This is a genomic window from Streptomyces sp. NPDC059649 (genome assembly GCF_042734445.1).
In the GTDB taxonomy this organism is placed as follows: Bacteria; Actinomycetota; Actinomycetes; order Streptomycetales; family Streptomycetaceae; genus Streptomyces.
On record NZ_JBHWDV010000004.1, the window covers coordinates 129754 to 151332 of the forward strand.

Annotated in this window: 18 protein-coding genes; 10 read left to right on the forward strand and 8 right to left on the reverse strand. The window is 71.1% G+C overall.

From position 1 onward, the window contains the following. Nucleotides 1-129: 129 nt before the first annotated feature. The 3 genes from ACFV1J_RS08695 to ACFV1J_RS08705 all read right to left on the reverse strand — a co-directional run bounded on the left by ACFV1J_RS08695 (nucleotide 130) and on the right by ACFV1J_RS08705 (nucleotide 1910). Entirely contained in the window at nucleotides 130-705 is a 576-nt protein-coding gene (locus ACFV1J_RS08695) for a TerD family protein (protein ID WP_385856558.1), read from the reverse strand. Between the two features lie 170 nt (nucleotides 706-875). Beyond that, on the reverse strand, nucleotides 876-1334 hold the full coding sequence (locus ACFV1J_RS08700; protein ID WP_261951749.1) for a peroxiredoxin: 459 nt from the start codon (nucleotides 1332-1334) through the stop codon (nucleotides 876-878). Between the two features lie 144 nt (nucleotides 1335-1478). Further along, a complete protein-coding gene (locus ACFV1J_RS08705) occupies nucleotides 1479-1910 on the reverse strand; it encodes a DUF3052 domain-containing protein (RefSeq protein WP_030414571.1) in 432 nt (143 codons plus the stop codon). Between the two features lie 519 nt (nucleotides 1911-2429). Between ACFV1J_RS08705 and aceE the strand changes: the two genes are divergently transcribed. Further along, nucleotides 2430-5162, forward strand: a complete 2733-nt coding sequence (aceE, locus tag ACFV1J_RS08710) for a pyruvate dehydrogenase (acetyl-transferring), homodimeric type (protein WP_385856559.1) — start codon at nucleotides 2430-2432, stop codon at nucleotides 5160-5162. 128 nt (nucleotides 5163-5290) lie between these two features. Here the strand turns inward: aceE and ACFV1J_RS08715 are convergent, their stop codons facing one another. Beyond that, complete coding sequence (locus ACFV1J_RS08715; RefSeq protein ID WP_385856560.1) at nucleotides 5291-5719, reverse strand: peptidase inhibitor family I36 protein; 429 nt, start codon at nucleotides 5717-5719, stop codon at nucleotides 5291-5293. A gap of 600 nt (nucleotides 5720-6319) precedes the next feature. Beyond that, complete coding sequence (locus ACFV1J_RS08720; protein WP_385856561.1) at nucleotides 6320-7921, reverse strand: MFS transporter; 1602 nt, start codon at nucleotides 7919-7921, stop codon at nucleotides 6320-6322. A gap of 115 nt (nucleotides 7922-8036) precedes the next feature. On the opposite strand from ACFV1J_RS08720, the gene ACFV1J_RS08725 reads away from it, so the two are divergent. From ACFV1J_RS08725 to ACFV1J_RS08755, 7 genes are all read left to right on the forward strand, one after another. Continuing rightward, nucleotides 8037-8696: a TetR/AcrR family transcriptional regulator gene (locus tag ACFV1J_RS08725; protein ID WP_385856562.1), complete on the forward strand. Its 660-nt coding sequence runs from the start codon at nucleotides 8037-8039 to the stop codon at nucleotides 8694-8696. A 217-nt stretch (nucleotides 8697-8913) separates the two neighbouring features. Beyond that, the gene (locus tag ACFV1J_RS08730) at nucleotides 8914-10128 is read left to right on the forward strand and encodes an alpha/beta hydrolase (protein ID WP_385856563.1); all 1215 of its coding nucleotides are present in this window, start codon (nucleotides 8914-8916) and stop codon (nucleotides 10126-10128) included. 214 nt (nucleotides 10129-10342) lie between these two features. After that, nucleotides 10343-11224: a DUF4429 domain-containing protein gene (locus tag ACFV1J_RS08735; RefSeq protein ID WP_385856564.1), complete on the forward strand. Its 882-nt coding sequence runs from the start codon at nucleotides 10343-10345 to the stop codon at nucleotides 11222-11224. A 153-nt stretch (nucleotides 11225-11377) separates the two neighbouring features. After that, nucleotides 11378-12853 carry a sensor histidine kinase gene (locus ACFV1J_RS08740; RefSeq protein ID WP_385856565.1) on the forward strand — a complete coding sequence of 492 codons (1476 nt, stop codon included), beginning with the start codon at nucleotides 11378-11380 and terminating at the stop codon, nucleotides 12851-12853. Further along, on the forward strand, nucleotides 12850-13533 hold the full coding sequence (locus ACFV1J_RS08745; protein ID WP_385856566.1) for a response regulator: 684 nt from the start codon (nucleotides 12850-12852) through the stop codon (nucleotides 13531-13533). The genes ACFV1J_RS08740 and ACFV1J_RS08745 overlap by 4 nt, the downstream gene beginning before the upstream one ends. Nucleotides 13534-14130: 597 nt before the next feature. Then, on the forward strand, nucleotides 14131-15300 hold the full coding sequence (locus tag ACFV1J_RS08750; RefSeq protein WP_385856567.1) for an alpha/beta hydrolase: 1170 nt from the start codon (nucleotides 14131-14133) through the stop codon (nucleotides 15298-15300). Between the two features lie 232 nt (nucleotides 15301-15532). Then, on the forward strand, nucleotides 15533-16753 hold the full coding sequence (locus ACFV1J_RS08755; RefSeq protein WP_385856568.1) for an acyltransferase: 1221 nt from the start codon (nucleotides 15533-15535) through the stop codon (nucleotides 16751-16753). 189 nt (nucleotides 16754-16942) lie between these two features. On the opposite strand, the gene ACFV1J_RS08760 is transcribed toward ACFV1J_RS08755, so the two are convergent. Both ACFV1J_RS08760 and ACFV1J_RS08765 read right to left on the reverse strand, forming a co-directional pair. Further along, entirely contained in the window at nucleotides 16943-17968 is a 1026-nt protein-coding gene (locus tag ACFV1J_RS08760; RefSeq protein WP_385856569.1) for an aldo/keto reductase, read from the reverse strand. Nucleotides 17969-17974: 6 nt separating this feature from the next. Next, entirely contained in the window at nucleotides 17975-18466 is a 492-nt protein-coding gene (locus tag ACFV1J_RS08765; protein ID WP_385856571.1) for a MerR family transcriptional regulator, read from the reverse strand. Between the two features lie 167 nt (nucleotides 18467-18633). Here ACFV1J_RS08765 and ACFV1J_RS08770 point away from each other — a divergent pair, with 167 nt between their 5' ends. Next, complete coding sequence (locus ACFV1J_RS08770) at nucleotides 18634-19455, forward strand: serine hydrolase domain-containing protein (RefSeq protein WP_385856573.1); 822 nt, start codon at nucleotides 18634-18636, stop codon at nucleotides 19453-19455. A 169-nt stretch (nucleotides 19456-19624) separates the two neighbouring features. On the opposite strand, the gene ACFV1J_RS08775 is transcribed toward ACFV1J_RS08770, so the two are convergent. Beyond that, nucleotides 19625-20296, reverse strand: a complete 672-nt coding sequence (locus ACFV1J_RS08775) for a pirin family protein (protein WP_385856574.1) — start codon at nucleotides 20294-20296, stop codon at nucleotides 19625-19627. Nucleotides 20297-20353: 57 nt separating this feature from the next. Between ACFV1J_RS08775 and ACFV1J_RS08780 the strand changes: the two genes are divergently transcribed. Further along, entirely contained in the window at nucleotides 20354-21538 is a 1185-nt protein-coding gene (locus ACFV1J_RS08780; RefSeq protein ID WP_362136629.1) for a helix-turn-helix domain-containing protein, read from the forward strand. Nucleotides 21539-21579: the final 41 nt, after the last annotated feature.

Here is a 21579-nt window from a genome sequence, read left to right on the forward strand (position 1 = left end):
CCTTCACGCGCGCCCGGCGCCGTACGCCCCCGTCGGGGGAGTGCGGCGCCGGGCGCGGTCACTCTCCTGGCCGGGCGGCCACCGCGGTGGCACTGCCCGGCCGAACGTCGGCGATCGGCTCGGGACCGGTCAGACGTTGACGCCGAAGTCCTGGGCGATACCGCGCAGGCCGGAGGCGTAGCCCTGGCCGATGGCGCGGAACTTCCACTCGGCGCCGTTGCGGTACAGCTCGCCGAAGACCATGGCGGTCTCGGTCGAGGCGTCCTCGCTCAGGTCGTAGCGCGCCAGCTCCTTGTTGTCGGCCTGGTTGACGACGCGGATGAAGGCGTTGCGGACCTGGCCGAAGCTCTGCTGGCGGGTCTCGGCGTCGTAGATCGACACCGGGAAGACGATCTTGGCGACATCGGCGGGCACGGCGGCGAGATTCACCTTGATCTGCTCGTCGTCGCCCTCGCCCTCACCGGTGATGTTGTCACCGGTGTGTTCGACCGAACCGTCCGGGCTCTTCAGGTTGTTGAAGAACACGAAGTTCTGGTCGTTGGCCACCTTGCCCTGGTCGTTCGTCAGCAGGGCGCTGGCGTCCAGGTCGAAGTCCGTACCGGTGGTGGTACGCGCATCCCAGCCCAGACCGACGACGACCGCGGTCAGATTGGGGGCTTCCTTCGTCAGCGAGACGTTGCCGCCCTTGCTGAGGCTGACTCCCACGAGTCCTCCCGTAGATTCGAGGGGTACGTAAAGATTTGCGCCCCCATCGTGCATGGCATCGGATCAACGAATTGATCCTAGTGACCGGTTCCCACCGATTGCCGATATCGCACCCGGATCGCTGCGGATGTCGGCGCGGTGAGCACCGGCGGGCGGGAGAGCGCCCCGGCTCAGAGGGTTTCGAGGGCCTTGACGTAGTCGTTCAGGTCGCGGGCGTCGGGCAGGCCGTTGACGACCGTCCAGCGGACCACGCCCTCCTTGTCGATGACGAAGGTGCCGCGCACCGCGCAGCCCTTCTCCTCGTCGAAGACGCCGTACGCGCGGGAGGCCTCGCCGTGCGGCCAGAAGTCCGACAGCAGCGGGTACTCCAGGCCCTCCTGCTCGGCGAAGATGCGCAGCGAGAACGGGGAGTCGTTGGAGACGGCCAGCAGCTGGACGTCGTCGTTGACGAACTTCGGCAGCTCGTCGCGGAGGGCGCACAGCTCACCGGTGCACACGCCGGTGAAGGCGAAGGGATAGAAGAGGAGGACGACGGCCTTCTCGCCGCGGAAGTCGGAGAGCTTGACCAGCTCGCCGTGCTGGTTCTTCAGCTCGAAATCCGGAGCCTTCGTGCCGACCTCGATCGCCATGGGGTGCTTCCCTTCCGCTCACGCTCAACAGAACGCGACCACCCTACGCGCCGGGGCACGCCGCGGGGGACCCGACCTGAACGGGGCCGAGCCCCCTCCGGAACAGGGCGGAGGGGGCTCGGTGGCGGATGAGGGGGCCGCGGCTCAGCGCTTGCCGGACTTGGGCGTGACCAGCCGGCTGCCCGTCCAGTCCTTGCCCGCGTTGATGCTCCGGGTCTGCGACAGGCCCGCGGTCTGCGCGGCTTCGTTGATGTCGCTGGGCTCGATGTAGCCGTCACGGCCCGTCTTGGGCGTCATCAGCCAGATCTGGCCACCCTCGTCGATCAGACCGATGGCATCCACCAGCGCGTCCGTGAGGTCGCCGTCTTCATCGCGGAACCACAGCAGAACGACGTCGGCCACATCGTCGTAGTCCTCGTCGACGAGATCCTGGCCGATCACGGTCTCAATGGCTTCGCGGAGATCCTGGTCGACGTCGTCGTCGTAGCCGATCTCCTGGACCACCTGTCCGGGCTCGAACCCCAGCCTGGCGGCAGGGTTGGTCCGCTCCTCCGCGTGGTCCGCGGTCGCGCTCACGGATTGCCTCCTGTCATGTTTCGGAAAGTGCTCGGGGACTCCGCGCGTGCGCGGAGCATTGGGCGTAGTCCACACGGGCCGGGCGGATCGCGCAAGTACCCGGCGGTCCAGACCGCCGAAACGGTGACGTTTCGCGGCGTCTCGCCGCAACCGCGACCCCCGGGAGACAGGGTGAAGTGATTCACACCACAGCGTTCTGCGGAGTTTATCGGGTACTCGAGCACGACTGGTCCCTTCGGGGGGTGACCGGGCCCGGTACCGGATCCCCTTTCGGAGGGCGTACGTCCGTACGCGGAGCACTTTCCAGGTGGGCGTATGGTTGCGATTTGGCCGACCTGAGAAATCGGCCTTTTCAGCGCCATCTCTCAGCGGATGGTTACCCATCGGTAGAGGTGACGTATCGCTGTGGCTCGGTACACGATGGAAGACGGCGCGACACCAAGGCAGAGACAGCATTCGTCCCGTGCACGGCATGAATAACGTGCGGAGCACGACACGACCCGAACACGAAGGAACAGCGTGGCTTCCGGATCCGATCGAAACCCGATCATCATTGGCGGCCTTCCCAGCCAGGTCCCGGACTTCGATCCCGAAGAGACCCAGGAATGGCTCGACTCGCTCGACGCGGCCGTCGACGAGCGAGGCCGGGAACGTGCCCGCTATCTCATGCTCCGGCTGATCGAGCGGGCCCGCGAGAAGCGCGTGGCCGTGCCGGAGATGCGCAGCACGGACTACGTCAACACCATCGCGACCAAGGACGAGCCGTTCTTCCCCGGCAACGAGGAGATCGAGCGCAAGATCCTCAACGCGACCCGGTGGAACGCCGCCGTGATGGTGTCCCGCGCCCAGCGCCCCGGCATCGGTGTCGGCGGCCACATCGCCACCTTCGCGTCCTCCGCCTCCCTCTACGACGTGGGCTTCAACCACTTCTTCCGGGGCAAGGACGAGGGTGACGGCGGCGACCAGATCTTCTTCCAGGGCCACGCCTCGCCCGGTGTCTACGCCCGCGCGTTCCTGCTGGACCGGCTGAGCGAGGCCCAGCTGGACGCCTTCCGCCAGGAGAAGTCCAAGGCCCCCAACGGCCTGTCCAGCTACCCGCACCCGCGGCTGATGCCGGACTTCTGGGAGTTCCCGACCGTCTCGATGGGCCTCGGCCCGCTCGGCGCGATCTACCAGGCCCGGATGAACCGCTACATGGAGGCCCGCGGCATCGCCGACACCTCCAAGTCGCACGTGTGGGCCTACCTCGGCGACGGCGAGATGGACGAGCCCGAGTCGCTCGGCCAGCTGTCCATCGCCGCCCGCGAGGGCCTGGACAACCTGACCTTCGTCGTGAACTGCAACCTGCAGCGCCTGGACGGCCCGGTCCGCGGCAACGGCAAGATCATGCAGGAGCTGGAGTCGCAGTTCCGCGGCGCCGGCTGGAACGTCATCAAGCTGGTCTGGGACCGCAGCTGGGACCCGCTGCTCGCGCAGGACCGCGACGGCATCCTGGTCAACAAGCTCAACAGCACCCCCGACGGCCAGTTCCAGACGTACGCGACCGAGACCGGCGCGTACATCCGCGAGCACTTCTTCGGCGACGACCACCGCCTGCGGAAGATGGTCGAGAACATGACCGACGACCAGATCCTGCACCTGGGCCGCGGCGGTCACGACCACAAGAAGATCTACGCGGCCTATGCGGCGGCCAAGGCGCACAAGGGCCAGCCGACCGTGATCCTCGCGCAGACCGTCAAGGGCTGGACGCTCGGCCCGAACTTCGAGGGCCGCAACGCGACCCACCAGATGAAGAAGCTGACGGTCGAGGACCTCAAGGGCTTCCGCGACCGGCTGCACCTGCCGATCCCGGACAAGGACCTGGAGAGCGGCCTGCCGCCGTACTACCACCCGGGCCGCAACTCCGAAGAGATCCAGTACATGCACGACCGGCGCAAGTCGCTGGGCGGGTACGTGCCCACCCGTGTCGTGCGCGCCGAGCCGCTGCAGCTGCCGGACGACAAGGCCTACGCGGGCGCCAAGAAGGGCTCGGGCCAGCAGAAGATCGCCACCACCATGGCGTTCGTCCGCATCCTCAAGGACCTGATGCGGGACAAGGAGATCGGCAAGCGCTTCGTGCCGATCGCGCCCGACGAGTACCGCACCTTCGGCATGGACGCGTTCTTCCCGTCGGCCAAGATCTACAACCCGCTGGGCCAGCAGTACGAGTCGGTGGACCGCGAACTCCTCCTGGCCTACAAGGAGTCGCCGACCGGCCAGATGCTGCACGACGGCATCACCGAGGCGGGCTGCACGGCCTCGCTGATCGCGGCGGGCTCCGCCTACGCCACGCACGGCGAGCCGCTGATCCCGGTCTACGTCTTCTACTCGATGTTCGGGTTCCAGCGCACCGGTGACCAGTTCTGGCAGATGGCCGACCAGCTCGCGCGCGGTTTCGTGCTCGGCGCCACCGCGGGCCGTACGACGCTGACCGGTGAGGGCCTCCAGCACGCCGACGGCCACTCCCAGCTGCTGGCCTCGACGAACCCGGCCTGTGTCGCCTACGACCCGGCCTATGGCTACGAGATCGCCCACATCGTCAGGGACGGTCTGCGGCGGATGTACGGCGAGAACTCCGAGGACGTCTTCTACTACCTGACCGTCTACAACGAGCCGATCGTGCACCCCGCGGAGCCGGCCGACGTCGACGTCGAGGGCATCCTCAAGGGTCTGCACCGGGTCAAGCCCGGCGAGAAGGGCGAGCACGCGGCCCAGATCCTCGCCTCCGGCGTCGCGGTGCCGTGGGCGATCGAGGCCCAGCAGATCCTCGCGGACGAGTGGAACGTCAAGGCCGATGTGTGGTCGGCGACCTCCTGGAACGAGCTGCGCCGCGACGCGGTGGAGGTCGAGGAGCACAACCTGCTGCACCCGGAGGAGGAGCAGCGCGTCCCGTACGTGACGCAGAAGCTCCAGGGCGCCGAGGGCCCGAAGGTCGCGGTCTCGGACTGGATGCGTGCCGTCCCGGACCAGATCTCCCGCTGGGTCCCGGGGACGTACCAGTCGCTGGGCGCCGACGGCTTCGGCTTCGCGGACACCCGTGGCGCGGCCCGTCGCTTCTTCCACATCGACGCGCAGTCCATCGTCCTGAGCGTGCTCACCGAGCTCGCCAAGGAGGGCAAGGTCGACCGTTCCCTGCTGAAGCAGGCCATCGACCGCTACCAGCTCCTGGACGTCGCGGCCGCCGACGCGGGTGAGGCCGGCGGCGACGCCTGATTCCCCCGCGGCCTGGTGCCGCACCGCTTCTGTCGCGCCCTCCGGCCGGTGACCTCCACCGGCCGGAGGGCGCGGTGGTGTGCGGTGTGGCGGGCCGGCACCTCGCGGTGGTGCCGCCGGTGCGCGGTTCATCGCTCCCACACCTTGAACGCCCTTACCTGGTAAGGGGATCGGGGCACCCAGGTGCCGCCGCCGGGGTAGGTGTTGTACTCGGCGGTCTCGGCGCACTCCGCGCTCTGGTACGTGGTGACAGGCCGGCCCATCCGGTTGGCGAACGAGGCGGCGCTGACGCCCTTGGGCAGCGAGATGCAGCTCTCGATGTCCGTGTCGGACAGCTCGAAGGTCCGCCGCTTGCCGGCGAAGTCCGCCCTCGGCCAGAGGCACAGCGCTCCCGCCACGCACTCGCCCGAGGCCGCTGCGGTGCGGCCGGTGGTGGCCGCGTGCGCGGGGGCGGTGCCGAGCGCGGACGGCAGGGTGAGCGCGGCGGCCAGGGCGGCGAGGCCGGTGAACAGGGCGGTGGCGGTGGTGCCGGCGGACGTGTGCAGACGCAGACGCATAGGAATCTCTCCCCCGTGAGGTACGTGACGTTCCGCGGCGGGCGGCTGCCCGCGGCGGGTTCGTCATCGACCTTCGCCGGGCCGCGGGGCGGTTGCCAAGGCCCGGCCGGCGCCACCACCCGGATCGGGTATGTGGACAACCGGACCGGCCGCAAGTGCCGCTGCTGCGTACGAGGTTGACGTGGCGCGGGGCGGCCGGACGGGCCGCGGAAACCGTTCTTCGCGGCCGCCTGCCGGGATCGGGGGAAGGGGCGTCACCTGTAATGCGCGCGGGGGCAGGTGCGGTTCCCGGCCTCGCTCACCTGGATGAGGGATTCGACGTTTCGGAGGAGGTCAACTACCGCTTGGCTCCTGGCAGATGGGGTGCAGGGAGGCTCGAAACGGGGAGTTGACGCGGTCGGCCCACGGATCCGCGCCTCGGGCCCGCACCGGCGTCGGCGCTGGCGCTGGCGGCCGCGGGCGCGACGGTGGCGATCTCATGGCGGCGTGCGCGACGGCTGCGTATGCGACGGCGCGCGGCCGGCCGAGGAGTGCCTCGGCAGGCCGCGCGCCAGGGATGAGGGGGTGCGGCCGGGGCGCTCAAGTGCCCCGGCGGCCGGGTCAGATGTGGCCGACGCCGGCCCCCGCCTCGGCGTTCGCACCGCGCTTGGTGAAGAGCGCGACGAGCGCCGCGACGATCGCGACACCGCAGGCCACGGTGAAGGCCAGGCCCATACCGGACACGAAGGTGTCGTGCGCGACCGAGGTGATCTTCTGCGCGAACTCCGGCGGGGTGTGCTTCGGGACCGGCGCGATACCGGCCGAGACGGCGTCGGAGACCTTCGGCATCTGGGCGGGCGGGATCGGCGGGAGGCCGGCCGACTGCCAGTTGCCCGGCAGGTCGTTCTCCACGCGGGAGGCCATCACCGCGCCGAGCACGGCCGTACCGAGGCTGCCGCCGACCTGCATGGCGGCCTGCTGGAGACCGCCGGCGACGCCGGAGAGCTCCAGCGGGGCGTTGCCGACGATGACCTCGGTGGCGCCGACCATGACGGGCGCGAGGCCGAGGCCGAGCAGCGCGAACCAGACGGACATCGGCCCGGTGCCGGTGTTGGTGTCCAGGCCGGACATGCCGTACATGGCGACCGCGGTGAGGACCATGCCGCCGACCAGCGGGATGCGCGGGCCGAGCTTGGTGATCAGGGCGCCCGCCAGCGGGGAGCCGACGATCATCATGCCGGTGAGCGGCAGGAGGTGCAGGCCGCTGTCCACCGGGCTCATGCCGTGGACGTTCTGCAGGTAGAACGTCACGAAGAACAGGCCGCCCAGGAAGGCGAAGGCCATCAGCACCATGAGGATGGTGCCGGCGGTCAGCGGCACGGAGCGGAACATCCGCAGCGGGATGAGCGGTTCGCGGACCCTGGTCTCCAGGAGGGCGAACAGCGCGAACAGGACCACGGCCCCGATCAGGAAGCCCCAGGTCTTCATGTCGCCCCAGCCCCAGTCGGTCGCCTTGATCAGCGGCCAGATGAGGCAGAACATCGCGCTGGAGAGCAGCAGGATGCCGGGGACGTCGAAGGAGCGGGGGGCGTTCTCCGCGCGGTGGTCCTTGAGGAAGACCAGGCCGAGGACCAGGGCCAGCACGCCGACCGGGACGTTGATGAAGAACACGGACTGCCAGTTGACGTGCTCGACCAGCAGTCCGCCCACTATGGGGCCGCCGGCGGTGGAGGCGCCGATGACCATGCCCCAGATGCCGATCGCCATGTTGAGCTTCTCGGCCGGGAAGGTGGCGCGCAGCAGTCCGAGGGCGGCGGGCATCAGCAGCGCGCCGAACAGGCCCTGCAGCACACGGAAGACGATGACCAGCGCGACCTCGCTGGAGAAGCCGATGGCTCCGGAGGCGGCGGCGAAACCGACGATGCCTATGAGGAAGGTCTGGCGGTGACCGAAGCGGTCACCGAGCTTTCCGGCCGTGATCAGCGAGACGGCGAGGGCGAGCATGTAGCCGTTGGTGATCCACTGCACGTCGCCGAACGAGGCGCCGAGGTCGTCCTTGATCGCCGGGTTGGCGATGGCGACGATCGTGCCGTCCAGGGCCACCATCATGACGCCGATGGCGACGGAGAACAGGGTCAGCCACGGATGGCCTCGCAGCCCCCTCGGGGGCTCCGGTACGGGAAGTTCCGGCGCGGCGTGGGCGACCGGGGTCTGGGAACTCATACCCCGAGGCTAATGTCAGCGGCTGACAATTGACAAAGCGATTCACGAGTCGGTAACTGTCATCTCCCTCACAGGTAACCTGAGCAGCGAGAAGACCACGGAAAGGCGGCGCAGGATGGCCACCTCGACGCCGCAGACGGCCCCCGGAGGCGGACTGCGCGAACGTAAGAAGCAGCGCACCCGGGACGCCCTGATCCGCGCGGCACTCGAACTGTTCACGGAGCAGGGCTACGAGGAAACGACCGTCGACGAGATCGCCGAGGCGGTGGACGTCTCCCAGAGGACGTACTTCCGGTACTTCGCCAACAAGGAGGACGTCGCCTTCGCGGTCCAGGAGATGGTCGAGGCCCGCTTCCTCGACGAACTGACCGCCCGCCCCGCCTCCGAGGATCCGCTGACGGCGCTGCGCACCGCGGTGATGGTGGCCTGGGACGACATCGGCAGCGCCATCGAGTCGGTGATCCCGGTGGAGCTGCACATGCGGACGTACCGGATGATCGAGTCCACACCCACGCTGGTGGCCTCCCATCTGCGGCGCTCGTCCGAACTGGAGGAGCGGATCGCGGGGCTGATCGCCCGGCGCGAGGGGCTGGACGTCGATGCCGATCCGCGGCCGCGGGTGCTGGTCGCCGCGTTCTGCGGGGTGATGCGGGTGGCCGGCAAGGTGTGGGGCGAGGGCCCGGACTGCAGCGTGGCGTCCATCCGCGCGCTGACCCAGTCCTATCTGGACCACATCCAGCCGGCGATCGGCGGCGACTGGCGTTCCGCCCGCTGAGGTCGACTTCCGCCGCCGAGGCCGAATCACCCGCAACTGCCCGTAACGGACAGCCGCCGTTGAGCAACCCCTTAACCGCCTGATGAGACCGCCTCTGCACGACTGAGCACGGGAAATCGGCAATTCATGTCCGGTTTGGTCGAAATACCCGCCGCGAAACGTGATATCACTCACGGGCCCGACAGCGGGCCTGCCCCGTCTCCTAGGGTGGCCCGCGGTGACTTCCTTCCCGGGCCTGGGCCCCTCCTCCAGTTTTCTGCAGTCCACCGCCTGGCGTGCGGCGCTCGCCTTGGCGGTGGTGTTCGTGATGCTCGCCATGACCGGCTGGACAGCCGTCAGAGGCACCAAGGACGACGCCAACCCCCTGGCCACGGCGAGAAACGCCTGGAAGCACGCCACCTTCCTCGGTCACCCGCTGCCCGACCCCACCGGCTCCCCGGCCACCCTGCGGACCTTCTTCGCCACGCTCACCGGCGCCCAGAAGCAGCAGCTCGCCGCCCGTTATCCGCTCGTCGTCGGCAACATGGGCGGCGCGCCCGTCCAACTGCGTTACCGGGCCAACCGGATGGCGATCGACGACGCCCGCGCCACGGAGCAGCGACGGACGGGCGACCACCGCCTCACGCCCGTGGGCCGCCAGGAAGCCGGCCGGCTGATGCACCGCTTCGAGTCGATGATGGCCCCCGGGCGGCAGATCCTCGCCTTCGACCCGGCCGGCGGCGGCCGGGCCGCGGAGGTCTTCGGCAACCTCCCGGCGGCAAAGCGGGTCTCCGTAGTGGTGCCCGGGGTGGACACCAACCTGGCGACCTTCGAACGGACGGTACGGGCCAACACGGCGCCCGTCGGCATGGGGCGCTCCCTCTACGACGCCGAGCGCGCGGCCAAGCCGGGCGTGCGGACGGCCGTGATCGCCTGGGCCGACTACACGACTCCGTCCGGCCTCGGTGTCGAGGCCGTCACCGGGAACCTCGCCGAGGCCGGCGCGGTCCGGCTGCGCGCCCTGGTGAAGTCGCTGCCGTCCTCCGACACCGTCTCGCTGTTCTGCCACAGCTACGGCTCCGTGGTGTGCGGCGTCGCCGCCCGGCACCTACCGGCGAACGTCGAGGACATCGCGGTCGCGGGCAGCCCCGGCATGCGGGCGGAAAGCCTCTCCGGACTCGGCACCCACGCCCGGGTCTGGGCGATGCGGGACTCCGACGACTGGATCCAGGACGTGCCGTACCTGGAGGTCGGTGGGCTCGGCCACGGCGCCGACCCGGTCGATCCGTCCTTCGGCTCCCGGATCCTGTCCGCCGACGGCGCCGTCGGGCACGCCGGCTACTTCGCGCCCGGCACCCGCAGCCTGCGCAACTTCGCGCTGGTCGGGGTCGGGGCGCTCGACTCGGTGGACTGCGCCACCGACGATCCGCACTGCAGCACGGGCCTGGTCTGATCTCCCGCGCAGAAACGGCCGGTTCCCGCCGGCACGGCCCGGCGCCCGGGGACGGACCGCGCCGACGGGAACCGTCCTCAGGGGCGAGCGCGTCCATGGGACAAGGGCCGGAAGCGGCTGGGCGAGAGGCCCATGACGCGCGTAGTCCTGGCAGGCGCCTTCGAGGTGTCCGGAAGGGGGACGGGCGGGCAACCGCCCGCATACGATGAGTCGCATGGGTGATGTGCTGGCCGGTTTTCATGCCGTCTGGGAGTTCGACACTGACTCCGTACTCATCCGCTTCGAACGGGGGATCCGCAGGCCGAAGCTCTTCCAGGCGCTCGGCGAGCGACGCATTCCGTACGAGGCGTTGAGCTCCGTCGAGGTGACCGGGGGCAGACGCGGCACGGTGGTGCTGCGCGCCGTGCCCCGGCCGGGCGCCGACCCCCTGATGGAGGCGGCGAACGGGCAGCTCAAGGAGGATGCCGACCCGTACCGGCTGGTGCTGCCGGCCGAGCGCGAGACGCTGGCCGAGTTCTACGCCGACGAACTGCGCACGGTGCTGGGCCCGGACGCCAAGGAACCCGCCGAGCGTCATCTGGTGACCGCACCGGAACCTCCGCTCCACTTCAAGGCCTACGACGGCAAGGCGTCCTTCGACGGCCGTTCGGTCGCCTTCCGTTGGTTCTGGACGGGTGCGTCGTCGGCCAAGTGGAAGTGCGGCGACCAGACGTTCACGGTGGGCGAGTTGGCCGGCGTCGAGTGGCGCTCGCCGGAGGTCTTCAACGGCTACCTCCGGCTGCTGGAACGCGGGGCGGCCGAGCCGGGGAAGGGCGAGGCCGATCAGGACCCCGCCGCCGTGGTGTTCGGCCTGGGGTACGGCCCGGTCCACGAGTCGCTGCCGTTCGCCGCCGCGGTACTGCAGGCCGTGCGCGCCGCCGAACCGGAGCAGGAGACGGCGGAGCGGGAGCCGGTGTGCCGCCGGGCCGGGGACGCGCGCCGGGACCCGGCGGACATCGCGGACCGGATACGGCACCTGGGCGAGCTGCACGAGGCCGGGCTGCTGACGGACGACGAGTTCAGCGCGAAGAAGGCCGAACTGCTGGCGGAGTTGTAGGGCCCGGGCCCGTGCTGTCCGCGGGCCGGCTGCCTCGCCGCGGGGGCTGTACCGCTGTGTCGTACCGCGGTGGGTCATACCGTGGTACGGGTCCGAAGGCCGACCCGTGGTATGACGCCCGGGCTCAGGCCGTCCGCTTACATTGACTCCGCGATGAACGGACGATCCCCCACCCCAGCCCCCGAGGCGGCCCGCGGCGCCGAGCGCGAGCCGACCCGGTCGAGAGCGTTGCGCGCCGCACGGCAGGCGCTGCGCATCCTCGCCGTCGAGCTCGGCACCCCGACCGAGCCCGGCATCCCGCTGTTCGCCGGTGTGCAGAACCGCTGGCTGCGCCGGGTGCCGTATCTCGTCGCCTTCACGTTCGCGGTGTCGCTGCTGCCGACGACCATCAACGTCCTCGGCAACGACTACGGCATGAGCGGCGGTCTGGCCGGCGCGCTCGCCACCGCCCAGACCGTGCCCCTGATGCTGGCCGTGACCCGGCCGCTGCAGGCCTGGTGGGTGATCTTCGCCGCGGATGTCGTCTGCGCCCTGGGGCTCACCGTGGTCGACGGAGTGGCGGGCCGCGCCTGGCCCTGGACACCGCCGGCGATCGTCGGCTACCTCGCACTGATGCTGGCGCTGTCCCTGCGCGAGCGCCGGCGCACCCTGATAGCCGTCTGGCTGACGACCGGCTTCGCCGGAATCCTCTCCGAGACGATGACCCCGGAGCGCAGCCAGAGCACCTGGGTGCTGACGTTCGTGCTCGCCGGTGTGATGCTGCTGATGGGCGCCACCCTGCGCGAACGGGGCGATGCCCAGCGGAAGTTGATCGAGCAGGAGACCATCAGCGAGGCCGAACGGGCCCGTCGTACGCTCCTGGAGGAACGCACCCGGATCGCCCGCGAGCTGCACGACGTGGTCGCCCACCACATGTCGGTGATCACGGTCCAGGCGGACAGCGCTCCGTACCGCATCAGCGGGATACCCAAGGAGGCGGAGGAGGAGTTCGGGTCGATCGCCGCGACCGCGCGCGAGTCCTTGGCGGAGATGCGCCGGCTGCTCGGCGTGCTGCGCAGTGAGGAGACGGAACGGCAGGGCGGCCCGGAGAAGACGCCGCAGCCCGGGGTGGCGATGCTGCCGAAGCTGGTCGAGGGGACCGTACGGGCCGGTGTGCCGGTGGAGTTGGTGCTGCCGGAGGAGCCGGTGGTGCTCGAACCGGCGGTGGATCTGTCGGCGTACCGCATCGTGCAGGAGGCGCTGGCCAATGTGGTGCGGCACGCGCCCGGCGCGCAGACCCGGGTGTCGGTCACCACGAGCACGGACCGCACCCGGCTGACGGTGTTGATCGTCAACTCCGCCCCGCCCGTGCCGTCCGCACCCTCCGCACCGCTGGAGACGACCGGGACCGGCCACGGCCTGGTCGGGATGCGGGAGCGGGTGCGGCTGGTGGACGGTTCGCTCGACACCGGTCCCCTGCCCGACGGCGGCTTCCGGGTCGCGGCGCGGCTCCCCCTCACGCCCGCGCCCGGTGCCGCGGCGACCGTCACCCCGGCGTCCGGAACCACCTCGCCCGAAAACCCCATACCCGGCACCCCCTCCGCCCCTTCGGCGTCTCCCCTCTCAGCGAAGGATTCCGGCTCTTCATGACCACGCGCGTGATCATCGTCGACGACCAGGCCATGGTGCGCGCGGGGTTCGCCGCGCTGCTCGCCGCGCAGAGCGACATCGATGTGGTGGGCGACGCCCCCGATGGTGTGCAGGGGGTGGAGCTGAGTCGTCGGACGCACCCCGATGTGGTGCTGATGGACGTCCGGATGCCGGAGATGGACGGGCTGGAGGCGGCCCGGCAACTGCTCAGTCCGCCGCCCGGTGTCACCCACCGGCCGAAGGTGCTCATGCTGACCACCTTCGACGTCGACGACTACGTGTACGAGGCGCTGCGCGCGGGTGCCTCGGGGTTCCTGCTCAAGGACGCCCCGCCGGCCGATCTGATCTCGGCGGTGCGCGTGGTGGCGGCCGGCGAGGCCCTGCTGGCGCCGTCGGTCACCCGTCGGCTGATCGCCGATTTCGCCCGCCAGCGGCCGGCGCCCCGCAAGGACCGCGCCTCACTGCGACTGAACGGCCTGACCCCGCGGGAGACCGAGGTGCTGGAGCTGATCGCCCGTGGGCTGTCGAACCAGGAGATCGCCGAGGCGCTGATCCTCGCCGAGCAGACCGTGAAGACCCATATCGGGCGGGTGCTGGCCAAGCTGGAACTGCGGGACCGCGCCCAGGCCGTGATCTTCGCGTATGAGTCGGGGCTGGTGGCGCCGGGGAGTGGCGGCTAGAGCGGTAAGCGGAGCCGCAGTTGAAGCGGTGAGGCGGCAGCGGGGTGAGGCGGCAGCGCGGTGGGGCGGCAGCTTCGTTTGGCCTCGGTTGCCTGCCCCCTCGGTCTGGGTTGCCGGCCCCACGCCCCCGGTTGCCGGCCCCCTCGGCCTCGGTTGCCGGCCCCCTCGCCCCGGTTGCCTCCCCCTCGGCCTCAGTTGCCGTCCCCTGCCCCCGGTGGCCTGCCCCGCCCCGATTGCTGGCCCCTCCCCGGTTGCCGGCTCTCTTCGGGCCGGCGGCCGGGGCCGCGGCCTGTCGAGGTGCCCCCGCATGCGTCCCCGCATGCGCCCTCACATGCGCCCTCGTATGCGTCCCCGAATTCGTCCCCGCGTATCCCTACGCGCCGCCTACCTGCCCTACATCCCCTCCGTCCCTGCCATCCCCCTTCATCCCGCTCCATCCCCTAGGTTCCCCTCCCCCGCGCTCCTTCCTGAGGACGAGTGCGGGGGCGGGCCCCCTACCCCGGTATCACCCGGGAGTTGGCACCGCGGTGTGACGCCGTGTCATACACCGTCTCCTTACCTTTCCCCCGCCACGCCAACGGGAGAGGGAGACACACCATGTCCGTGCTGCGCACCGTCGCTCGACGCAGCAAGCGCACGTTGATCACCGCCGCGCTCGCGGTGACCGTGGCCGCCGGAACCGGCGGCTGGGCGGCCGGTTCCGCGCAGACCGCGGTCACCGGCCCGCCGCCCGGCGCCGCCGCCTGGCGCGCCGACCACTCCCTCGGCGTGCGGTTGCCGGACCCGGCGACCGCCCGACCCGCCGCCGTCGCCCGCTTCTTCGCCTCGCTGACCGATGCCCAGCAGCAGGCACTCGCCGTCCGGCACCCGCTCATCGTGGGCAATCTCGACGGTGCCCCGATCGCCCTGCGGTACACGGCCAACTCCCTTGCGCTGAAGGCGGAACGGGCCCGTCAGCTGGCCCGTATCACCGATCCGGCCGGCACCCTTGAGGACCACCAGCAGGCCAGGAAGGCGGCCGACCGGTGTGCCGCGCTGCTCGCGCCCGGCCGCCGGATCCTCTCCTTCGACCCGCGGGGCCGTGGCCAAGTGGCCGAGGTGTACGGCGGCTTGACGACCGCCGAGCACATCGCCGTGATCGTGCCGGGCTCGGACATCGACCTGGCGTCGTTCGACCGCGCCAAGGACCCGTACGGCACACCGAGCGGGATGGCCAGGTCGCTGCACAGGCAGATGGCCGCCGACGCGCCCGGGACCCGTACCGCCGTCATCGCCTGGGTCGGGTACACCACCCCGGTCGGTCTCGGACCGGACGCGGCGACCGGCCGGCTCGCCGAGGCCGGCGCGCCCCGGCTGGCCCGCTTCCTGTCCGGGCTGACGGCCACCGGCGCCCCGGCACCGGCCGTGCTGTGCCACAGCTATGGCTCGGTGGTCTGCGGACTGGCGGTACCGCGACTGGGCGGTCAGGGCCGCATCGCCGACCTGGTCGTCTTCGGCTCCCCCGGTATGCGCCGGGACGGCGTGGCTGAGCTGCACACCTCCGCGCGGGTCTGGGCGGCCCGGGACGCGACCGACTGGATCGGCGACATCCCGAACGTCGAGCTGCTGGGCCTCGGTCACGGCGAGGACCCCACCGACCCCGCCTTCGGCGCCCGGCATGTCTCCGCGCAGCGGGCCGAGGGCCACACCGGCTACCTCGCCCCCGGTACGGACTCGTTGCGGAACTTCGCGGCCATCGTGCTGGGCCGCTACGGCCAGGTCAGCTGAGGCACGCAAGCGGCGGGCGCGGCACGGCGTAGCAGCCCGCGGCACGGCGTGACACCTCGCCGTACGGCGCGGCCCGTCGCCGGGGCACCCCGCCCCGTACCCCACACCCCCGCACCACGGCACCACGGCACCACGGCACTCCAATACACCGCACCACCGCACCACCGCGTCACCACACCTTCAAGGCACCACTGCACCACCCATCTTCAGGACGCAGAGGCCAAGGACAGCCATGAAAACCACACACACGGTCCGCTCAGCCGTCCGCGCGATCGAGGCGCGTACCCCCGCGGAGCGGGACCGGGCGATCGACGGACTGCGGGCGCTCGCGCTGCTCGCGGTACCCACCGGCCACTGGCTGCTCGGTGGCTTCACCCTGGACGCCAACGGTGCGCTGCACAACGCCAGTCCGCTGACCACCTCGGGCTTTCTCGCGCCCGCCAGTTGGGCGCTGCAGATGCTCGGCATCTTCTTCCTGGTGGGCGGCTATGCCTCGGTGCTGTCCTACCGGCGCGCGATCGGACGCGGCGAGTCCGTCGGCGGCTGGCTGCGCGGACGGCTCGTCAGGCTGGGCCGGCCGGTGCTCGGTGTGACGGCCGTATGGGCGGTGTTACTGCCGCTGCTCCACGGGATGGGCGTGCCGGAGGCGACCCTGCGGACCGGCGCGACGTTGGTCATCCAGCCGTTGTGGTTCGTCGGCGTGTACGCGGGGATCACCGCGCTGACGCCGTACTGCGTCCGCGCCGCGCGCCGTATGGGGGCCTGGGCGGCCGCGCCGCTGCTGGCGGCCGTGGCGGTGGTGGACTTCCTGCGCTACGGGCCGTTCGCCGACGCCATGCCGTCCTGGCTGAGTCTGCTGAACCTGCTCCCCGGCTGGATGTTCGCCTATCAGCTCGGCGTCTCCTGGGGGGAGCGGCGGCTCGGCCGACGGGCCGCCTGGACGCTGCTGTTCGGCGGGGCGGCACTGTTCGCGGCGCTGCTGCTGTTCTTCCACTACCCGGTGAGCATGGTGGGCGTCCCCGGCCAGGACCGTACGAACTCGCATCCGCCGTCGCTGCTGGTGCTGGCGCTGGCGGCGGCCCAGTCCGGTGCCGCGATCCTGCTCCGGGACCGGATCGCCCGGTTCCTGCGCCGGCCCGCCCTGTGGGCACCGGTCGTGGTCATCAACCTGTCGGCGATGACGGTCCTGTGCTGGCACCAGACGGCGATGCTGTCCGCGGCGGTGCCCGCGTCCTTCCTCGGGGCGGTGCCGGGTCTGACCGTCGCGCCCGTCACGCCGGAGTGGGTCCTCGTCCGACTCGCCTGGCTGCCGGTCTTCGCCGTCGCCCTGCTGCTGATCGGCCGAACCACCCGCCGTTTCGAGGCCCCTTGGACGGGCGTCACCCGGGCCCGCCGGGCCCTCGCCGCGGTCCTGGCCACCGCGTTCGCGGCGTTCGCACTGGGGCTGGCGTAGGGCGCGGGGAGCGATGGCCCGGGGAGCGGTGGCCCTGGGACCGGCTACCCGGGCGTGCCCACCGGGACCCCGGGACCCCGGGAGCCCGGAAGCCCGGAAGCCCGGAAGCCCGGGAGCCCGGAAGCCCGGGAGCCCGGGAGCCCGGGACCCCGGACCACTTGGGCCACCCCCCACTCCCGCGCCAAGGAGCTACTCCCGCCCCGCCGACGTATGCGTCATGTCCGCGTAGCGCTCGCCCGCCACCTTGTCGGCGATCGGCTCCAGCAGGGCCAGTTGCTCGTCGGTGAGCCGGATGCGGGTGGCGGCGGTGTTCTCCTCGACGCGGTGCCGCTTGCGGGTGCCGGGGATCGGGACGACGGCCAGGCCGCGTACGGCGGCCTGCTGCTGCACCCAGGCCAGGGCGATCTGACCGAGCGTGGCGCCGTGGGCGTCGGCGACCGTCCGGACCGGCTCCAGCAGTGCGGCGTTGGCGGCCGCGTTGTCGCCGGTGAAGCGCGGCTGCGTACGGCGGAAGTCGTCCGCGCCCAGCTCCTGGTCGGCCTGCACGAACGCGCCGGTCAGGAAGCCACGGCCGAGCGGCGAGTAGGGCACCAGGCCGACGCCGAGCTCGGCCGCGGCCGGCACCACACCGGCCTCGATGTCCCGGCTGAAGAGGGACCACTCGGACTGGACGGCCGCGATCGGGTGGATGGCGTGGGCCGCGCGCAGTTCGCTGCCGGTCACCTCGCTCAGCCCCAGGTGCTTGACCTTGCCCTCGGCGACCAGTTCGGCCATCGCCCCGATCGACTCCTCCAGAGGGACGTCGGGGTTGCGGCGGTGCATGTAGTAGAGGTCGATCTCGTCGACGCCCAGCCGCTTGAGGCTGCCTTCGACGGCCTGGCGGATGTACGCGCGGTCGTTGCGGATGATGCGCCGGTACGGGTCGTCCGGAGCGTCCGGGTCCGGCGAGATGGCGAACTTGGTGGCCAGGACGACCTCGTCGCGGTGCGCCTGGATGAACGGGGCGATGAACTTCTCGTTGTCCCCCTGGCCGTACATGTCGGCGGTGTCGTAAAGCGTCACGCCCAGCTCCAGCGCGCGCTCCAGGGTGGCTCGCGCCTCGTCGGCGTCCGTGGGGCCGTAGGCGAAACTCATGCCCATACAGCCGAGGCCCTGCACCCCTACCCGGGGGCCGCCGGTGCCCAGCTCGACCGTGTCGATCTTCTCGCTACCCATGAGACCTCAGAACCTCTCGGACGCCCGTCGGGCGTCGGCGTAGATATCGATCTTGTAGTCGAGTACATCCAGCGTGCTCCGCAGCTCCGCTATGCGCTGCCGTACGTCCTCGCGGTGTGCGGTCAGCAGCTGCTCACGCTCGGCGAAGGTACTCTCGCCCGCCCGGACCAGTTCGGCGTAGCGGACCATGTCGGCGACCGGCATACCGGTCAGCCGCAGCTTGGAGACCAGGTCCAGCCAGTCCAGATCGCGGTTGCTGAAGCGGCGCTGCCCGGTGTGCGTACGGTCCACGTGCGGCATCAGCCCTATCCGCTCGTACCAGCGGAGGGTGTGGGCGCTGAGCCCGGTGTGCTCCGCCACCTCGCTGATGGTGTACCGGTCCTGGCCGGTGGGCCTGGGGTGCGGGAGCGGCGGGGGGCCGCAGCGGCCGACCCTCACCGGCGGTTCGGCGGTCGCTGCCGCGCCGCTCGTCACCGGTTCGCTGTGCGTGACCGTCATGCCCCGTCTCCCCTGTTTCGCCGGATTGCTCTCGACTTCGCCGCGGACCTCGCGGCTTTTCGCCGGATGCCTTGCGACGCTTCAACGCTAGAGAGTTCGAGCGCACTCCAAGCAAGCGCGGATCGGGCGCAGACTTGACCCAATTTTGGGGAGGTTAGGCTCGGAGCATGCAGAGCCTGCGGATGATCGAGAACTGGCCGGTGCCCACCGCTGCGGCCGCCGTCGTACGAGCCGATGGGTCGGTGGCCGGATCGTACGGCCCTCTGGAGCAGAGGTTTCCGCTGGCGTCGGTGACCAAGCCGCTGGCCGCGTACGCCGCCCTGCTGGCCGTCGAGGAAGGCGCCGTCGAGCTGGACGAGCCGGCCGGACCGGAGGGTTCCACGGTCCGTCATCTGCTCGCGCACACCTCGGGGCTCGCCTTCGACGAGCAGCGCGTGATGGCCGCGCCCGGCACCCGCCGGATCTACTCCAACACCGGTTTCGAGGTGCTCGGCGACCACATCGCCAAGGCGACCGACATCGCCTTCCCGCAGTATCTGCACGAGGCGGTGCTTCAGCCGCTCGGCATGACCGCGACGGAACTGCCCGGCTCGCCCGCCAAGGACGGCGTCTCCTCGGTCGCCGATCTGATCCGGTTCGCGGCCGAACTTCAGGCGCCGCGGCTGCTCGCGCCGCAGACGCTCGCGGCGGCGACGCAGGTGGCCTTCCCCGGGCTGACGGGCGTGCTGCCGGGCTACGGCCACCAGAAGCCGAACGACTGGGGGCTGGGTTTCGAGATCCGCGACGGCAAGTCGCCGCACTGGACGGGCGCCGGCTCCTCGCCCCGCACCTACGGCCACTTCGGGCAGTCCGGGACGTTCCTGTGGGTGGACCCGGATGCCGGGGCCGCCTGTGTGGCGCTGACCGACCGGGCCTTCGGACCGTGGGCGATCGAGGTCTGGCCGAAGCTGACCGACGCGGTGCTGGACGAGCTGGCGCGGTCGGCCTGACGCAGCGGGCCGACGACCGGGCGCGTCCTCGTAGGAGCGGGGGCGCGTCTTCGTAGGGGCGCCTCCTCGTAGGAGGGGTGCGTCCTCGTAGGAGCGGGGGCGCGGCCCGTAGGAGAGGGAAGCGGAACGCGCCCACCGCCACCGCCTACCGCCACCGCCCGCCGCCCGCTCACCCGTACACCGGCTCCGGCCCCATCTCCCACATCAGGCACTCCGCCGCCGCCAGCGCCGTCAGCTCCAGCCCCGTGCCGTCCGTGATCCGCGCCGCATCGCCCGCCTCCAGGCGGTCCCCGCCGAGTGTGACCGCGCCCCGCACGACGTGCACGTACACCCGCTCCGCGTCCGGGACGGCGGTGCGCTCGCCGTTTGTGAGGCGGCGCACATGCAGCAGGGCGCCGGCCCGCGGGACCGCGTACGGCGTGCCGTCGGCGATGCCGCGGACCACCTCGTACGCCGGCTCCCCGCCGAATTCGCGCGGCGCCAGCCACATCTGGACGAAGCGCAGCGGCGCCCCGCCCCCGTTGCGCTCCACGTGCCGCACCCCGCCGGCAGAGCTGAGCCGCTGGAGATCGCCCGGGCGTACGGTGGTCTCGTGACCGGCCGAGTCGCGGTGGGTCAGCTCACCCTCGACCACCCAGGTCACGATCTCGGTGTCGCGGTGCGGATGCTCGTCGAAGCCGGCACCGGCCGCCAGCCGCTCCTCGTTGCAGGCGACAATTGCCCCGAAGCGCAGATTGTCCGGGTCGAAGTGGGGCCCGAAGGAGAATGCGTGGAGTGACTCGATCCCGGCGTCCGGATCGCCGCCCCGATAGCGTTCCTCGCCCCTGCGCACCTGAATCATGGGCCCACGGTAGCCCCGCCCCCTCACCCCTCCGCCCCGATAGTGCAGGCTTGTCCCGTGTCTGAACCCGCATCGCGCGACGCGCACCCGCACTCCGCGACCCTCCGGCGGCTGGAGAATTCCTCCGGCACGCTGGCGGCCGCGGCCATCGCCCGCATGGACGCCACGCTGCCGTGGTACCGCGCGATGCCCCCGGAGAACCGCTCCTGGATCGGCCTGGTCGCCCAGGCCGGTATCGCCGCTTTCACCGAGTGGTTCCGGCATCCGGAGACCCCGCAGGCGATCAGCACCGACGTCTTCGGCACCGCGCCGCGCGAGCTGACCCGGGCGATCACGCTGCGCCAGACCGTGGAGATGGTGCGGACCACCATCGAGGTCATGGAGGCGGCGATCGACGAGGTCGCGGCCCCCGGTGACGAGTCCGTGCTGCGCGAGGCGCTCCTGGTGTACGCCCGGGAGATCGCCTTCGCCACCGCCCAGGTCTACGCCCAGGCCGCCGAGGCTCGCGGTGCCTGGGACGCCCGCCTGGAGTCGCTGGTGGTCAACGCGGTGCTCTCGGGGGAGGCCGACGAGGGCGCGGTCTCCCGGGCGGCGGCGCTGGGCTGGAACTCCCCCGAGCATGTCTGCGTGGTGCTGGGCACCGCCCCGGACGGCGACAGCGAGCTGACCGTGGAGGCGATCCGGCGGGCCGCCCGGCACGCCAAGCTCCAGGTGCTGACCGGGGTGCTGGGCTCGCGCCTGGTGGTGATCGCGGGCGGCTCGGACAATCCGCTCAAGGCGGCGAAGGCACTGATCGGCCCGTATGCCGCCGGTCCCGTGGTGGCCGGCCCGGTGGTCTCCGACCTGCTGGCGGCGACCCGTTCCGCGCAGGCCGCGGCGGCCGGTCTGCGGGCGTGCGCGGCCTGGCCGGACGCACCGCGCCCGGTGCTCGCGGACGACCTGCTTCCGGAACGCGCGATGGCCTCGGACCCGGTCGCGCGGGAGCAGTTGGTGGAGGAGATCTACAGACCGCTGGAGGAAGCCGGGTCGGCGCTCCTTGAGACGCTGAGCGTCTATCTGGAGCAGGCGAGTAGCCTCGAGGGCGCGGCGCGGATGCTGTTCGTCCACCCCAACACCGTGCGCTATCGGCTGCGACGTGTGACGGACGTCACCGGATGGTCACCCTCTGACGTGCGCTCGGCCTTCACCCTCCGTATCGCGTTGATTCTGGGGCGTCTGGCTGACGGTGAGGCGCAACTCTAGACTTTTGTCGGAGACCAACAATTACCCCGATGGTTCTTCGT

Coding starts and splice junctions, on each gene's coding strand:
- ACFV1J_RS08725 (WP_385856562.1), top strand. CDS start 8,037: ATGGCCACCTCGACGCCGCAGACGGCCCCCGGAGGCGGACTGCGCGAA.
- ACFV1J_RS08735 (WP_385856564.1), top strand. CDS start 10,343: ATGGGTGATGTGCTGGCCGGTTTTCATGCCGTCTGGGAGTTCGACACT.
- ACFV1J_RS08750 (WP_385856567.1), top strand. CDS start 14,131: ATGTCCGTGCTGCGCACCGTCGCTCGACGCAGCAAGCGCACGTTGATC.
- ACFV1J_RS08700 (WP_261951749.1), bottom strand. CDS start 1,334: ATGGCGATCGAGGTCGGCACGAAGGCTCCGGATTTCGAGCTGAAGAAC.
- ACFV1J_RS08755 (WP_385856568.1), top strand. CDS start 15,533: ATGAAAACCACACACACGGTCCGCTCAGCCGTCCGCGCGATCGAGGCG.
- ACFV1J_RS08775 (WP_385856574.1), bottom strand. CDS start 20,296: ATGATTCAGGTGCGCAGGGGCGAGGAACGCTATCGGGGCGGCGATCCG.
- ACFV1J_RS08740 (WP_385856565.1), top strand. CDS start 11,378: ATGAACGGACGATCCCCCACCCCAGCCCCCGAGGCGGCCCGCGGCGCC.
- ACFV1J_RS08765 (WP_385856571.1), bottom strand. CDS start 18,466: ATGACGGTCACGCACAGCGAACCGGTGACGAGCGGCGCGGCAGCGACC.
- ACFV1J_RS08720 (WP_385856561.1), bottom strand. CDS start 7,921: ATGAGTTCCCAGACCCCGGTCGCCCACGCCGCGCCGGAACTTCCCGTA.
- ACFV1J_RS08745 (WP_385856566.1), top strand. CDS start 12,850: ATGACCACGCGCGTGATCATCGTCGACGACCAGGCCATGGTGCGCGCG.
- ACFV1J_RS08760 (WP_385856569.1), bottom strand. CDS start 17,968: ATGGGTAGCGAGAAGATCGACACGGTCGAGCTGGGCACCGGCGGCCCC.
- ACFV1J_RS08715 (WP_385856560.1), bottom strand. CDS start 5,719: ATGCGTCTGCGTCTGCACACGTCCGCCGGCACCACCGCCACCGCCCTG.
- ACFV1J_RS08770 (WP_385856573.1), top strand. CDS start 18,634: ATGCAGAGCCTGCGGATGATCGAGAACTGGCCGGTGCCCACCGCTGCG.